Below are 13,586 nucleotides of genomic sequence, written 5' to 3'. Positions count from 1 at the left end.
TTGGCCGGCTCAGTACACAAAGAATCAACACAGAAGAATTGAACAAGTGAGATGGCCGGGTGGGGGATCGGTTTCCGCCCCTATTCCCGCCAACGAGAAAGCGTAGAATTAAGAGAGACTAGCCCCGTGATGGACGAAAACATTGTGATCATGCTGAAACGAATCGGTCGCGTCTGCCGGCCTCTGCTGGCCATTGCCCTGGCCTTGACCTTGGCCCTGGCTCCCATAGGCGCTGTTTGGGCACGCAGTGGCGGTCGCATTGGCGGCGGATCTTTCCGGTCTCCGACGTTCTCTGCCCCCCGCTCGATTGGCCCGCACTACTCAGCTCCTGTCTACCCCAGCTATGGAGGCGGCTTTGGTTTTCCGCTGCTGGTGCCCTTTTTCTGGGGAGGGGGGGGTGGCGGCCTGCTGACGCTGCTGCTCTTGGTTGGGGCAGGTAGCTTTTTGGTGCAGACGCTGCGCTCGGGGATCAGATCCGAAGAAGGGGACGATAGCATTGGGGTTCGCGATCCCCAGGTAACTGTTGCGCAGGTAAAAGTGGGACTGCTGGCCAGCGCCCGGCAACTGCAAAAAGACATGAACGCCCTGGCTCTGGAGGCGGATACTCAGTCGCCAGAAGGGCTGAGCCAACTGTTGCAAGAGGTCACCCTTGGCTTGATGCGCTACAGCGACTACTGGGCCTATGGCCATGCCCAAGCGGAGAAGCTGCCCCTCTCCCGCGCCGAATCCCTGTTCTACCAAGCCTCCTTGCAAGAGCGCAGCAAGTTCAGCGTCGAAAGCCTCAGCAACCGCAACAACCAGATCCAACAAGTCTCCCAAGCGGCGCTGCAGCGATCTGCTGCTGGGATCCCAGATGTTGGCGAGTACCTGCTGGTAACTCTACTGGTTGCGTATCGTGGTAACTTGGGTACACTACCTGTAGTTAACTCCATGGCGGATCTGCGGCAGTGCCTGTTGCAGCTGGCTTCGATTCCGGCAGATCGGATTGTGGCCATCGAAGTGCTGTGGACGCCGCAGTTGGAGGGAGACACCCTGTCGGCAGAGGCGCTGTTGACCGAGTACCCGGAAATGCGGCTCCTTTGAGAGCCTTTGGGCGATAGACGGCAACTGTTGGCTGAGTGTCTCAACGCCTCGGGATCCCCGCCGCTCAGGCTAGGGAGGTTGTATGTCCGGGTTAGATGCTTCAGCGGGCAGAGGCCGTCGTTCCCCTTGGGCATGGTCTGGCCAAGTCAAGCAGGCAGATTCTCTGTTGGATGAGCTGTTCGAGGATTTGGAGAACAGCTTGGAAGAGGGGCTGTCAGAAGCCGGCGAATATCCTTACCTCGGCACACGGCCCCCACTGCCTTCCCGGCGCTTCTCTGCTGCCGGAGGATTACTGCTGGGTATGGCTTTGGCCGCTACCTTGGTGGCAGGGCTGGCTTTTTGGATGACCCTGCGCCCGCGGGCGGTGGTTTTTTCGCAGGCCACTCGGGATCCCTTGGCTGAGGCAGCCGATTCATCCCATTCTGATTCTCACCGGAAGCCCCTGCTTTCCTCCGTTGCTGAGGTGGATGAAAATCCTGAAACTCCCCCCAGCGATTTGGCGAAGGCTGTCTTGGTCGAACCGGCAAAACCGCCGACTGTTGCCGCTCCTCTTGCTTCAAGAGGGGTCGGCGCTCCTTCTCCCCCCAGGGCACCTGCGCCTCCGGTGCGAGCGCGGATCCCACCCCAGCCTGTGCCGCAAATGAAGCTGGTGGGATTGATCCACGATCCAGGTGCCCCCAAGGCTCTGATCTTGATCGACAACGTGGTGCGGCAGGTGGCTGTTGGCCATGCGGTGAAAGCAGAGTGGCGGGTTACCTCCATCAGCCCCTACGGTGTGAGGGTGAGCAATGGCGCTCAAAGCGTCACCTTGCAGTTGGGACTGTCGCAGCGAATCTAAAGCATCCAAATAGGGATCCCCCCCGGGCTAAGAGATCTCGATGGGAGCAGCGCCGGAAGGGTGGGAGATCGGATTGAAAAAGGGAGAAGGGGCAGATGAAATTCGCCAAGCTGGGGCGAATGAGCCGCTGCAGAGTGGGAGTGGGCTTAGTTCTGGGATACCTCTGTCTCGGGCTGTTGGCTTGTCGCAGTACACCCCCCCTCTCAGAATCCCCCTCTGGGATCCCGGCGGCCTATGCTAGCCGCCCGCAACTGCAAGGGAAGGCAGTGGTGGAGATGGAGGTGCAAACTGCTGAGGGGGTAGGCAAGGTGATCTTGGCGATCCACGGGGAAGCGGCACCCCTGACCGGCGGCCAGTTCGTGGATTTGGTTCAGCGGGGCTTTTACAATGGCCTCACCTTCCATCGGGTGGAAAAGGATCCGCAGCCTTTTGTGGTGCAGGGTGGGGATCCCCGTGGTGACGGTACAGGGGGTGCAACAGAGCCGGGGAGCAACCGCCTGCGCACCATCCCCCTGGAAATTCAGCTGCGTGGGGAACCCTACCCCCGCTACAACACCTTGATCCAGGATCCCGCTGCTCTGAGTAAGTTGCTCTTGCCCCATCGTTTGGGGGCGGTGGCCATGGCCCGTTCTAGCCCACTTGACTCAGCCTCTTCCCAGTTTTACATCACCCTCTCTGCTCTGCCGATTTTGGACGGGCGCTATGCCGTGTTCGGCTACGTCACCGAGGGGATGGAGTGGGTGGAGCGCATCCAGGTGGGAGATGTGATCCGCTCGGCGCGGGTGTTGGAAGGAGCGGACTTGCTTAGGGTGCCGGGATCCCAACCGGAAAGAGCAGATCAGATGGAGGATCCCGGCAGTTTATGATGGGCAGCAACTCTGCTGCTGGTTTGGTTGTTGTGGCTCTGGCTTTTGCCTTGAGGAAGGGCAAGTTTTGCCCTCGTCCCCTCCGCCAACACCTGGGCACCCTTTCATGCAAGAAGACGCTTTTTCCCCCCTTGAGCCCCTAGACGAGCTGCCACCTCACTCGCCGCCGGAGGTGGATGTGGAGCTGATGCTGCAGCAGTTGCAGGATCCGGATCCCTATTTGCGGATGCAGGCGGCCCGCGCCTTCTGTGAGATCGAAGAACCCCGTGCCGTTAAACCCCTGCTGGCCCTAGTCCGGGATCCCTGCCCGTTGGTGCGGGTGGGAGCGGCCTATGCCCTAGGTCGGAATCCGGATCCCACTGAGGTGGAGGTTCTGATCGAGGGCTTGCGCTGGGATTGGAACGGCTATGTGCGCAAAGGTTTGGTGTGGGCGTTGGGCAATGCCAAGGATCCGCGGGCGTACCCGGTGTTGCTGGAAGTGTTGGCCGGGGATATCGCGGCAGTGCGATTGTGGGCTGCCAGTGCCCTCGGACAATTGGCTCAGGCGCAAGTGTTGCCCGGCCCGGCATTGCATGAGGTGGCCGCAGCTCTCTGCCGGGGTTTGGCTCAAGATCCAATCGCGGCGGTACGCGGCAACTGTGCCTGGAGCTTAGGGATCCTGGGGCAACAGGTGAAACTGGCTCTCGAGGATCCCATTGTTTACACGATGCTAACAAGGCAATTGCTGACCAGCGCCAGTCGCGATCCCGATTGGGGGGTGCGGGATGACGCGCGGCTTGCCCTACAAAAGCTGGCGGATCCCGATTTGCTGGAGCAACTGGATAACCTCAGCTGATCGTTATAGTCATTTTTAAACTAGATTGAGACACTCCCCAAGCATTCCACGCTGCTGCCCCTACTCCCAGCCTCGCTGCCAGAGGGAGAGGGGAGCTAGACGAAAATGTTTCATTCCCGTTTAACGAACTAGATCGAGTGTCACCGAACCAGATCGAGGAGCCAAGCAAAGTAGAAGCGGCTGCGAATGGTTTGTCGCTGCTGCACTTTCCAGCCCCATTCGGTTAATTGGCTCACTAAGATCGCCTCTCGGTGTTGATAGGCGCGGGTGGTTTTGCTGGGGCCGGGGAAGAACTCTCCCACTTTCTTCAGCAGCGTCAGCCAGGGGGTTTTGGGGGCAAAACTGAAGATCAGGCGGGACCGAGCCAGGCGGGTCAGGTGCTTTAGCATGCGCAGGGCCTCGGCTTCAGGGTAGTGGATCATCACATCGAGGCAGATGACGACATCGTATTCCCCCGTCAATTCCTCCAGATCCGAGACCCAAAAGTGTGGGTTGTCTGTGGATCCCAACTCCATTTGCTGGCGGCGGCGTGCTTCGTTCACCATTTGTTCCGAGATGTCGCTGGCGAACACCTGCGCCCCTCTGGTGGCCAAGGGCAAACTGAGGCTGCCCACCCCGCATCCGGCATCACAAATGCGTAAACCCGAGGGATCCCCCAACCACTGCAACACCGTCTCTACCGTGCGGGCATGGCCAAGGCGGATGTCTTTTTGGACGAAATTGACTTCTTCTTCGCCATAGATGCGCCGCCAGCGCTCGAAGCCAACGGAGTTGAAATAATCGCGGACAATGGTTTTTTCCTGCATAGAACTTCCGGCTAGGGATCCGGCGAGAGAAAAAGATGAACGCTCTGCTTTTCTTCGCCAACGCGCATCCCATTCTACCCCGAGGCCCCGTAACCCTCTGCATCGTTGCCCTAGGATTGTATTAGAATTAACTCGCATGCCTTGGATGTTGCCCCATGACCGAAGCTGAGATTGCCCGAGCGTTGCAGGCTCGGTTGGCTGCCCCGGTCAGAATTGCGGTCAAACGCCGCCAAGGTCATCTACACGTTCTCCTGAATCGGCCCCCCCTGGCTCGAGTGGACTACCCCCATCTCACGGAGCGGGTGCGGGTGGAGCTCAGGGCGTTGGGCTTGCCCGGCTTAGAGCAGGTCACGGTGTACGGGCGTGAGTCGGGACATTCTGAATACGAGTGGGAGCAAACGGCCCCCTTGTTGAACCCGCTGCTGGCCTCAGAAGAAACCACAGTTCTGTTGGAAAAAAAAGGCGATCGCCTACTGCAGGATCTGACAGTTGTTGCCCCGGATTCGGTCAACTCAAAGCCTGAACCTGCGCCGGAGAATCCTGTCGGGAAAACCGACATAGGCAGCAGGTCCCGCATCTCCTGGGTGTGGCTGGGGGGAGCTGTACTGATTGTTGGAATTGGGGTGATTCTTTTGCTGGTTGCCCTTCTCTGAAAGAGCTGGGTAAAGGTTCTTGTTCTTGTCTTGGGAAAAGCCTCAGGGAGCGTTGCCGAGAGTCGCCGATGAACTTTGAGGATGCCGGGATCCGGTCAATTGGGCTTTTTGCAAGGCATCCTGCAGCATTCGCTCCACCAACTCGGTGAACGTCCACCCCAGAGCTGCCGCCGCATCGGGACAGAGGGAAGTGGGGGTCATGCCGGGCAGTGTATTCACCTCCAACACCCAAGGATTTTCCTCGGGATCCACCCGCAGATCCACCCGCGCCAAGCCTTCGCACCCCAACGCCTGGTAGGCCTTCAGACCTGCCGCCTCACAGCGGGCCAACCCTGCCGGGCTGAGGGAACAGGGGATCAAATGCCGCGAGCCACCGGGTGCGTACTTGGCTTCGTAGTCGTAGAAGTCGCCTTGGGCGGGGATGATCTCAATGGCCGGAAGAACTTGGCCGGACAAGATCGAGAGGGTGATCTCCTTTCCGGGAACATAGCGCTCCAGAAAAATCCGCGACGAGACTGAGCGGGCCAACTCCAGCCCCTGAGCAAATGACCTCTCATCCCGGACAATGCTGATGCCCACCGTCGAGCCGTTGTTGCTGGGCTTAATCACCAGTGGGGATCCCAACTCTGCCGCACAGTCAGCCCAAGCGAGGGGGTTTTGGTCATCCCAAACCCGCCAATCGGGGGTAGGGATCCCTGCGGCGCGAAAGATCTGCTTGGAGACCAGCTTATCCATGGCCAGGGCACTGGCCAGCGGCCCGGATCCTTGGTAAGGCAGGCCCAGCCAGTCCAGCATCCCCTGTACCACCCCATCCTCGCCGCCGGGGCCATGCAGGGCAATCCAAACGAAATCGCAGCCGGCTTGCCGTTCCTGCCAAAGGCGCAGCGGCAGATCCTCCTCTGGGTCGATCATCTTCACCCGGTGGCCCAAATCCTCCAAAGCTCGCTTGCAGGCTTTACCCGTTACCCAAGAGACTTGACGTTCTGCCGAACGACCCCCCGCCAAGACAACAATGTTCATGGCTTAACCCCGAAGCACTCCCCACCCTTGACAACCGGCACCAAGATACCGGCATTCCTTCACTCTACTCTACGAAGGGGGCCGTCGGCGGCGCAAGAACTCGGGAATATCTAAGCCTCCAGACATCGGCGGCTCAGGCTCCGGGGGCTGTCGAGGCGGCAGCTCAGGGCTCGTGGGGGTGGGCTTACGAACCCCTGACTTGTTGGAGGCAGAAACTTTGGTTGCAGCAGGGATGGCGGCTGGACGGGCTTTCTCTTGGAAACCGGTGGCGATGACCGTGATGCGCACTTCCCCCTGCATGCGCTCGTCTTGGACGGTGCCGAAGATGATGTTGGCCTCGGGATCCACTGCCTCGGCGATGATCTCGGCAGCCACCGTGACCTCATGCAAGGACAAATCCGGCCCACCGGTAATGTTGAAGAGGACACCTTTGGCCCCTTCGATGGAGGTTTCCAAAAGCGGCGAAGATACAGCGGTAATGGCAGCCTCGCGGGCGCGAGATTTGCCGGATCCCATGCCAATTCCCATTAAGGCAGAGCCGGCATCGGCCATCACGCTGCGCACATCGGCAAAATCCACGTTGATCATGCCGGGAATGAGAATGATATCCGAGATGCCCTGCACCCCCTGCCGCAGCACATCATCAGCAACGCGAAAAGCCTCTTGGACAGGGGTTTGCTCGGAGATCACCGAAAGCAACTTGTCGTTGGGAATTACAATCAGGGTATCAACTGCCTCCCGCAGCGCTTGGATCCCTTCCTCGGCCTGCTTGCTGCGGCGCTTGCCCTCAAAGGAAAAGGGCCGTGTCACCACTCCCACCGTCAGGGCACCGCTGGCTTTGGCAATTTGGGCAATGATGGGTGCTCCACCCGTGCCCGTGCCTCCCCCCATGCCGGCGGCAATGAAGACCAGATCTGCTCCTTTGATGGCTGCTGCTATTTCTTCGCTGGATTCTTCTGCCGCTTTCTGGCCAATGGCCGGGTTACCGCCTGCACCCAAGCCTCGAGTCAGCTTCTGCCCAATTTGCAAGCGGTTCACTGCCGAGGACTGGGCAAGGGCCTGCGCATCGGTGTTGACGCTCCAAAACTCGACGCCCACAAGGTTGCTGGCCGCCATCCGACTGACCGCGTTGCCACCCCCACCCCCCACGCCTACAACCTTAATCTTTGCGGCATTGCTCGGCATGATCTCCTCTGGACGATCCGCCGCTCTGGTCTGAGATCCGTTCCTCTTATACTCGGCGTGAGAGCCTTCTCCCCTGTAGCCCTCATTCCAATGGGAAGGCGCAGACTGGGCTGAACCCAACCCTTGCCCAGGATTGGGAGGATGGATGTCTGACCAATTGGATGGCATGTCAGCTCTCACAATAACTTAAATTCTGGCAAATATCGAATATGCTAGCTGATTTAATATAGAGCAACTCCCTCCAGATGCCAACGCTGCCGACGTTTGTGAATCTTCCCGCTGAATACGGCCCTCCTAAAGACGCCTGTCGGCAGAATCTCAGGTAGCCTTTCTTGCCTAGAGGCATTTCTCTCTGAACTTGTCTCGAAGCTTTTGTGTGTAAGAATAGGTGTTCTCGAATACTTAGACCCTTGCAGGGGAAGAAGGGTCCAAAGGGAGGTTTCGGTACAAGAGTCTGGCCCTAGTTAAGGCCCAGTTAAGGCGAAGAGTCCCCTATCCAGCCAAAGGCTGATAGAGCGCCACTTTGTAGAACTGAGGCTTTGGCATCCTGTAGAGATTCAGGGATCCGGACTTGCATTCAGACCAGCTCTAGGTGGATCTCCGCTTTTAGCCGTTGGGGGAGGGAAATTTTGAATACATCTCCCTGATTCATTTCGTGGGCATCTTCCATGCTGGCCAGGGCTTCCACCACTTCTTCGGAGTTGGCGGTTAGCACCACAACGGGGCGCTCGCAGGCAATGGGGAAATCGTGCCACGTGCCGAGGTGCAGCAGCAGCCCATGCCCGGCAGGGAATCGCAGGGCTTGTACTTTGTCGAGATCGGGAGCTTCTTGGGGATGGTTGGGAGGAGCCATCACCATGATGAACGGCTCTTGCCCCAGACCGACGAACAACTGGGTCATACGCATGTGGCGCTCTAGCCAGAGCACAGGTGGATAGCCGGGCAGGATCTTGGCGGTACGGATAACAGCTCTACCGGTGTACTGAAAGTCGATGTTTTGTCCTTCCAGGACACGCTCCTGATAAAAGGGGATCCCCAGGCCAGGATTGGTCACATCGTCCCCCAAAAGTTGGCCGAAGGGTTGCACATTTTCCGGGGTGGCATCCACAATCGGCACCCGGACAACGGTGGTGGCAGTTGCAGTCGTACTCATGGTTGGCATCCTCGCTCTTTCTTGGACTGGGGTCAATTGGATTGGAGTCAGACTTTTTATCTTATTGAGAGCGACAGGAAAGAAACGGTTTTCCCGGTAACGGTCTATGCGTCTCTAATTCTTACCTTGTCCTTCTTGAGGGCACGTACTAGGTCTCGAATTGAGTACCGAGGAGCGAGGAGTGAGAAGTGAGAAGAGAGGAGTGAGAGGAAGAAATCTCTCCTCCTTCCTCTCTGCTCTTTGCTCTCTGCGGCTGGTTGGGGCCGCCCTCAGCGGAGTCAGCTATGGGCTGCTGGGGGTGGATCCCCGCTGGGGGCTGGGCTTGGGCCTGGGGACGACAGTGCTGGGATCTATCGTATTCGCCCTGCGCTACCGCAAAACCCGAACGTTAATGCCTGCCGGCTTGATGTTCATCCTCAGCTTGGGAGCAGCTGTCCTTCTGGGACTTAGCTTTGGAGCGGCCTAGGCGACTTCTGGTTGCGCCGGTGGGGTGAAGTTTGTTGAACATTCGATGTAGTCAATCTCGATGTAGTCAATTTTCAGCTCTCGGCCCGAGCGAATCTCTTCCATCGGGGATCCGCAGTTGGGGCAAGCATAGCGCCGGCCTATTTCTGGCTTGTATTCTTGGCCGCAGGGATGGCAATAGGCAATGAGCGGCGTTTCCCGGATGACCAACTGGGATCCCTGTAGGAAAGTACCCTGGGTTTGTGCGGCATAGGCAAAGGTTAGGCTGGCCGGCTCTACACAGGTGAACTGTCCTACCACCAGGTGCACCCGAGCGATCTGAGGCTGTCCCGGCTGACTTTGCCACCAGTCACGTAGTGTTTGGATCAAGGCGCGGGTCATGTCGGTCTCGTGCATCTCTTACCTCCAGTCGCCGGCCATTTCTGGCGTCGCCTCCGGGTGGATGTAGGCGGGCTTCTCTCGGCGCGGCAGTTGCCCAGATACCACCAAATGGGCCAGCGTATCGCAAATAACTCGGGTGGCCATTAGAGCTGTGATATCGCTAATGTCGTAGGGGGGAGAGACTTCCACCACCTCCAGGCCACAGATCGGTGCTTCCCGCACAATGCGCTTGAGCAAGTAGAGCGCTTCCCGCGGCAGCAGCCCACCGGGCTCCGGCCAGCCTGTACCCGGCACAAAGCCGGCATCGATGCAGTCGATATCGAAGCTGATGTACACACAATCGGTGCCGTCTAGGGCTTTTTCGAGGGCGAAATCGGCGGCTGCATCCAAGCCCATTTCGGTGATGTCGGTAACGGTGAGGATGTGGGTGGCCCGCTCCCGGCACACCTTCACCCCTTGCCGTGGCACTTGCCAGCCACCAATGCCCAGTTGCACCAGGTTGTGGGCCGGTGCGTTGCGGATGTTGGTGGCATGAAACCAAGGCTAAGCCTCGACTCATTGTTGCCAGCCGGATAGGGAAAGCCTCGCTTCTTTGGCCAAAGCCGCTTGGGCTTCGGTAGAAAAGCCGTTATTTGCGTTCGATTCGGTGGTCATGGCTGGGATCCCCCATTAGGTGGTGTATTCGGCGTTGATGCGCACGTAATCGTAGCTGAGATCGCAGCCCCAGGCCACGCCCTGGCCGGATCCCTGATGGAGATCCACGGTAAAGGTCACCGGATCCCCTTTCAAGTACTCAGAGGCCGCCTTGCGATCGAAAGCCAGGGGCATTCCCGCCTGCATGAGCAGAAAATCCCCCAGACGAATATCCAACCGGCGGCTGTCAAAAGGGATCCCGGCCCGTCCGGCGGCGGCTGCCACCCGTCCCCAGTTGGGATCGTTGCCAAAAGCTGCCGCCTTCACCAAGGGAGAGCTGGCGATCACACGGGCCATGTGTCGGGCTGCCGCATCATCCACAGCCCCACACACCCGAATTTCCAGCAGCTTGGTAGCTCCTTCCCCATCGCGGGCAATGGCCTTGGCCAGATGAATGCAAACTTGGTTGACCATCTCCGCTAAGGTCTGGGCAGCTTCTGTGCCGGCTTGCAGGGGTGGGATCCCACTTTGGCCGTTGGCCAGGGCCAAGAGCATGTCGTTGGTGCTGGTATCCCCATCCACCGTGATTTGGTTAAAGCTGAGGTCGGCAGCTTGCTTGAGGATCTGCTGCCACAGGCGGGGATCCACAGCCGCGTCACAGGTTAAAAAAGCCAGCATCGTGGCCAAGTTGGGGTGGATCATGCCGGATCCCTTGGCAATGCCCCCCACCCTGACGGTGTACCCGTCGATCTCGGCCTGCAGGGCAACGCTTTTGGTCACCAAGTCGGTGGTGATGATGGCGCGGGCGGCGCTCTCCCCCCCCTCTGGAGAGAGGCTGTCGATAAGGCCAGGCAGGGCTGCTTGGATTTTCGGCATTTCCAGTTGTCGCCCGATGACCCCTGTGGAGGCCGTGAGCACCTGATGGGCCGGGATCCCCAACCGTTCTCCCACCCAGAGGGCCAGTTGGGCGTTGTTGCGCTCTCCTTCTTGTCCGGTACAGGCGTTGGCTTGCCCAGCATTGCAGAGGATGGCCCGCACCAGCTGCTGTTGGGCGAGGATCCCTTGGTTGTAGGTAACACAGGCTGCTTTGACCTGATTGGTGGTAAAAACGCCTGCCCCAACCGCATCGCACTCGGAAACGATCAAAGCCAGATCCGCAGCTCCTGAGGGCTTGAGGCCAGCGGCCACTCCAGCGGCTCGAAATCCTCGCGGGGCTGTAACAGCACCTGCAACCGGTTTAAATGGGGATCCCATGTGTTCCTTGGCCAGAGGGTGGTCGGCAACATCATACCGACTTGCTGCTCCGATTTGGGTCATCGCAAGCTTTCCGTGAGAAACTCTCTGGAAACCGGTTCTGAGGGAAAGAGTTGTAGTTACGCCTACCAAGCAGAGGCGGCAGAGAGGGTTATTTTGAAAGTGTGTGCTTCCTCTGCTCCGGGAATTGCCAGCCATGCCTGCCCCTGTCATCACCCTCAACCATGTCAGCAAGGTCTATTCCAATGGCACGGTGGCTTTGCAGGACATGAATATGACCATCCAAGAAGGGCAGTTTGTCAGCTTGGTGGGGCCATCCGGCTGTGGGAAAAGCACGGTGCTGCGGTTGGTGGCGGGTCTGGGGCATCTGACCACAGGCTCTATCGAATGGGGGCAAAATCTTGAGAAGGATGCTCCCCAAGGGGAACCCAAGTTGGCCTTTGTGTTTCAGGAACCGGCTCTCATGCCTTGGGCAACGGTGATGGACAATGTGCGTCTGCCCTTGAAGTTGGCAGGTGAGCCCAAGCCAAAAGCCGATCGAGATGTCTTGGAAGCTCTACAACGGGTGGGCCTGCAGGGGTTTGAGCGCAGTTTTCCCCGCGAGCTATCGGGCGGCATGCGCATGCGGGTTTCCATTGCTCGCGCCCTGGTAACCAAGCCGCAGGTGTTGCTGATGGATGAACCCTTCGGAGCTCTGGATGAAATCACCCGCAGCAAGTTGAACAGCGACCTGTTGGAGCTGTGGCAAGAAAAGCGCTGGACAGTGATCTTTGTTACCCACAACATTTACGAGGCCGTCTACCTGTCCAACCGCGTGGTGGTGATGGCGGCTCGCCCAGGGCGGGTGATAGCCGATATTCCCATCGATGCGCCCTATCCCCGCTCGGAAGACTTTCGCACCTCTTCCCTTTACAACAACTACTGCCGTGAAGTGTCGGCCCGTCTGCACGAGGCCATGCACGGCTCAGCTCAGGATCCCCCCTATTTGCGCCCCCTCTCTGCTGGACGTTTGCGCTGATGGGATCCCTGGCTTAGCGGTGTTCTCTCTGTTGCGTAAGTCCCTTGATGCCCCAACCTCACGATATGTTCGACCCGTTTGTCCACCTTCTCGACCCATTGCGCCGCTGGCTGGGATCCCTTGTTGGCTTGGGGGAGAGCTGGCCTCTCCATTGGCCAGATTGGTCTCTGCCCAAGCTGACCGGCGCAGTTGGAGAAAAACTCGGATCCCAACCCACGGATGAGGCAGACATACCGAGTGCCGGCTCAGGGGTGCCTGCAAAGGGGTTGAATCTGGGCCGTTGGTTCAACCTGGAAGTGATTGCCCCCCTTATCGTCGGGATCCTCTTCTTGGTGGGCTGGGAAGTGGCGGTGCGGGTAACAGGAGTGCCCCACTACCTCTTGCCGGGGCCGATTTTGGTGGTGCAAACCCTCATCCGCGACTGGGGAACGCTTTTTCCTTCCCTGTTGATCACTGTGCAAATTACGGTGGTGGCCTTTTTGGCTGCCACAGTGTCGGGGCTTTTGGTCTCGATTGTGTTCACCCAGAGCAAGTGGATTGAGCGCAGCTTTTTCCCCTATGCGGTGATTTTACAGACGATGCCCATTGTCTCCATCGCCCCGCTGATCATCATTTGGCTGCGCAACAACACCTTTGCCGCGATGGTGGTGTGCGCCTGGATTGTGGCTTTTTTCCCGATTCTTTCCAACACCACTCTGGGGCTGAACAGCGTCGATCACAACCTGCTCAACCTGTTCCAACTGTACAAGGCCAACCGCTGGCAAACGTTGATCTACTTGCGGCTACCCAGTGCCATGCCCTATTTCATGGGGGGCCTGCGCATCAGCGGTGGCCTCTCTTTGATTGGGGCGGTGGTGGCGGAGTTTGTCGCTGGTACTGGCGGGCAGCGGGCCGGGATCGCCTACCAGATCTTGATCTCCAGCTTCAACCTGCAGGTGCCCCGCATGTTTGCGGCCTTGATCTTGGTCACCGGCTTGGGGATCCTGATCTTTATTTCCTTAAGTGCTCTATCCGACAGGGTGTTGGGCAAGTGGCATGAGAGCGCTGTGCGCCGAGAGAACTGAAAAATTGAACTTTGGTGAAAATTAGGGCCCCCTCTCTAACATCTAGGGTCATTTGGATTCAAACTAGGACGCTGCACCCACCCCTAAAACGTTGAACGCACGCGGCCAAAGGCTTTTCTCAATAGCTCAGGCGCCTCACTCTAACCTGAAACGACTAAGTGCCTTGAATAGGAGCAGGTGAAAGGCGTCTTCTGGAAAAGCCCAGAGATATCGCTGCGCTTGCTGTCGGCGGCTATCTCAGCTAGAAATCGCAGGAGCCCCGCACTGTACCCGTAGGGTCAGTGTCGGGAGGAATGCGGAAGTTATGATAGAACCATGACCCAAGTCCTGAC

The 13,586-nt window shown here is 58.5% G+C and carries 14 protein-coding genes and 1 pseudogene; 8 read left to right on the top strand and 7 right to left on the bottom strand.

Translation table 11 applies throughout. From position 1 onward, the window contains the following. Nucleotides 1-129: 129 nt before the first annotated feature. The 4 genes from ACVWYZ_RS03585 to ACVWYZ_RS03570 all read left to right on the top strand — a co-directional run bounded on the left by ACVWYZ_RS03585 (nucleotide 130) and on the right by ACVWYZ_RS03570 (nucleotide 3,622). Entirely contained in the window at nucleotides 130-1,083 is a 954-nt protein-coding gene (locus ACVWYZ_RS03585) for a DUF1517 domain-containing protein (protein WP_238376757.1), read from the top strand. 82 nt (nucleotides 1,084-1,165) lie between these two features. Continuing rightward, entirely contained in the window at nucleotides 1,166-1,921 is a 756-nt protein-coding gene (locus tag ACVWYZ_RS03580; RefSeq protein WP_457466083.1) for a hypothetical protein, read from the top strand. 95 nt (nucleotides 1,922-2,016) lie between these two features. Then, nucleotides 2,017-2,787 carry a peptidylprolyl isomerase gene (locus tag ACVWYZ_RS03575; RefSeq protein ID WP_011433685.1) on the top strand — a complete coding sequence of 257 codons (771 nt, stop codon included), beginning with the start codon at nucleotides 2,017-2,019 and terminating at the stop codon, nucleotides 2,785-2,787. Nucleotides 2,788-2,893: 106 nt separating this feature from the next. Beyond that, nucleotides 2,894-3,622 (top strand): HEAT repeat domain-containing protein, encoded by a 729-nt coding sequence (locus ACVWYZ_RS03570; protein WP_457466081.1) that lies wholly within the window; start codon nucleotides 2,894-2,896, stop codon nucleotides 3,620-3,622. 140 nt (nucleotides 3,623-3,762) lie between these two features. On the opposite strand, the gene bchM is transcribed toward ACVWYZ_RS03570, so the two are convergent. After that, entirely contained in the window at nucleotides 3,763-4,428 is a 666-nt protein-coding gene (gene bchM, locus ACVWYZ_RS03565; RefSeq protein WP_414419521.1) for a magnesium protoporphyrin IX methyltransferase, read from the bottom strand. Nucleotides 4,429-4,583: 155 nt separating this feature from the next. Here bchM and ACVWYZ_RS03560 point away from each other — a divergent pair, with 155 nt between their 5' ends. Further along, a complete protein-coding gene (locus tag ACVWYZ_RS03560; protein WP_414330341.1) occupies nucleotides 4,584-5,081 on the top strand; it encodes a hypothetical protein in 498 nt (165 codons plus the stop codon). Between the two features lie 42 nt (nucleotides 5,082-5,123). Here ACVWYZ_RS03560 and ACVWYZ_RS03555 read toward each other — a convergent pair whose 3' ends face one another. The 3 genes from ACVWYZ_RS03555 to ACVWYZ_RS03545 all read right to left on the bottom strand — a co-directional run bounded on the left by ACVWYZ_RS03555 (nucleotide 5,124) and on the right by ACVWYZ_RS03545 (nucleotide 8,439). Then, nucleotides 5,124-6,101: a D-alanine--D-alanine ligase family protein gene (locus tag ACVWYZ_RS03555; RefSeq protein WP_457466079.1), complete on the bottom strand. Its 978-nt coding sequence runs from the start codon at nucleotides 6,099-6,101 to the stop codon at nucleotides 5,124-5,126. Nucleotides 6,102-6,170: 69 nt separating this feature from the next. Beyond that, nucleotides 6,171-7,286 (bottom strand): cell division protein FtsZ, encoded by a 1,116-nt coding sequence (gene ftsZ, locus ACVWYZ_RS03550; protein ID WP_457466077.1) that lies wholly within the window; start codon nucleotides 7,284-7,286, stop codon nucleotides 6,171-6,173. A 577-nt stretch (nucleotides 7,287-7,863) separates the two neighbouring features. Continuing rightward, the gene (locus ACVWYZ_RS03545) at nucleotides 7,864-8,439 is read right to left on the bottom strand and encodes an ureidoglycolate lyase (RefSeq protein WP_414374622.1); all 576 of its coding nucleotides are present in this window, start codon (nucleotides 8,437-8,439) and stop codon (nucleotides 7,864-7,866) included. A 202-nt stretch (nucleotides 8,440-8,641) separates the two neighbouring features. On the opposite strand from ACVWYZ_RS03545, the gene ACVWYZ_RS03540 reads away from it, so the two are divergent. After that, entirely contained in the window at nucleotides 8,642-8,905 is a 264-nt protein-coding gene (locus ACVWYZ_RS03540; protein WP_457466075.1) for a TMEM14 family protein, read from the top strand. Here the strand turns inward: ACVWYZ_RS03540 and hypA are convergent. The 3 genes and pseudogenes from hypA to argJ form a co-directional block, all read right to left on the bottom strand. Next, nucleotides 8,902-9,300 carry a hydrogenase maturation nickel metallochaperone HypA gene (gene hypA, locus ACVWYZ_RS03535; RefSeq protein WP_011434106.1) on the bottom strand — a complete coding sequence of 133 codons (399 nt, stop codon included), beginning with the start codon at nucleotides 9,298-9,300 and terminating at the stop codon, nucleotides 8,902-8,904. The two genes, ACVWYZ_RS03540 and hypA, sit on opposite strands and share 4 nt — an antisense overlap. A 3-nt stretch (nucleotides 9,301-9,303) precedes the next feature. After that, a pseudogene (locus tag ACVWYZ_RS03530) lies at nucleotides 9,304-9,828 on the bottom strand (arginase family protein); the annotation flags it as partial. Nucleotides 9,829-9,954: 126 nt separating this feature from the next. Next, on the bottom strand, nucleotides 9,955-11,172 hold the full coding sequence (gene argJ, locus ACVWYZ_RS03525; RefSeq protein WP_457466196.1) for a bifunctional glutamate N-acetyltransferase/amino-acid acetyltransferase ArgJ: 1,218 nt from the start codon (nucleotides 11,170-11,172) through the stop codon (nucleotides 9,955-9,957). A 196-nt stretch (nucleotides 11,173-11,368) separates the two neighbouring features. Here argJ and ACVWYZ_RS03520 point away from each other — a divergent pair, with 196 nt between their 5' ends. After that, entirely contained in the window at nucleotides 11,369-12,190 is an 822-nt protein-coding gene (locus ACVWYZ_RS03520; protein WP_457466073.1) for an ABC transporter ATP-binding protein, read from the top strand. A gap of 266 nt (nucleotides 12,191-12,456) precedes the next feature. Then, on the top strand, nucleotides 12,457-13,254 hold the full coding sequence (locus ACVWYZ_RS03515; RefSeq protein WP_457466194.1) for an ABC transporter permease: 798 nt from the start codon (nucleotides 12,457-12,459) through the stop codon (nucleotides 13,252-13,254). Nucleotides 13,255-13,586 lie beyond the last annotated feature (332 nt).

The sequence above is a fragment of the Thermostichus sp. MS-CIW-37 genome (assembly GCF_054060065.1).
The sequence above is the reverse complement of the archived record's forward strand: the minus strand, read 5'-3'. Positions and strand labels throughout refer to the sequence as shown.

What these genes read in the sequence shown, in the direction of transcription:
- ACVWYZ_RS03560 (WP_414330341.1), top strand. Translation starts at nt 4,584, where the DNA reads ATGACCGAAGCTGAGATTGCCCGAGCGTTGCAGGCTCGGTTGGCTGCC.
- ACVWYZ_RS03575 (WP_011433685.1), top strand. Translation starts at nt 2,017, where the DNA reads ATGAAATTCGCCAAGCTGGGGCGAATGAGCCGCTGCAGAGTGGGAGTG.
- ACVWYZ_RS03555 (WP_457466079.1), bottom strand. Translation starts at nt 6,101, where the DNA reads ATGAACATTGTTGTCTTGGCGGGGGGTCGTTCGGCAGAACGTCAAGTC.
- hypA (WP_011434106.1), bottom strand. Translation starts at nt 9,300, where the DNA reads ATGCACGAGACCGACATGACCCGCGCCTTGATCCAAACACTACGTGAC.
- argJ (WP_457466196.1), bottom strand. Translation starts at nt 11,172, where the DNA reads ATGGGATCCCCATTTAAACCGGTTGCAGGTGCTGTTACAGCCCCGCGA.
- ACVWYZ_RS03545 (WP_414374622.1), bottom strand. Translation starts at nt 8,439, where the DNA reads ATGAGTACGACTGCAACTGCCACCACCGTTGTCCGGGTGCCGATTGTG.
- ACVWYZ_RS03570 (WP_457466081.1), top strand. Translation starts at nt 2,894, where the DNA reads ATGCAAGAAGACGCTTTTTCCCCCCTTGAGCCCCTAGACGAGCTGCCA.
- bchM (WP_414419521.1), bottom strand. Translation starts at nt 4,428, where the DNA reads ATGCAGGAAAAAACCATTGTCCGCGATTATTTCAACTCCGTTGGCTTC.
- ACVWYZ_RS03585 (WP_238376757.1), top strand. Translation starts at nt 130, where the DNA reads ATGGACGAAAACATTGTGATCATGCTGAAACGAATCGGTCGCGTCTGC.
- ACVWYZ_RS03520 (WP_457466073.1), top strand. Translation starts at nt 11,369, where the DNA reads ATGCCTGCCCCTGTCATCACCCTCAACCATGTCAGCAAGGTCTATTCC.
- ftsZ (WP_457466077.1), bottom strand. Translation starts at nt 7,286, where the DNA reads ATGCCGAGCAATGCCGCAAAGATTAAGGTTGTAGGCGTGGGGGGTGGG.
- ACVWYZ_RS03580 (WP_457466083.1), top strand. Translation starts at nt 1,166, where the DNA reads ATGTCCGGGTTAGATGCTTCAGCGGGCAGAGGCCGTCGTTCCCCTTGG.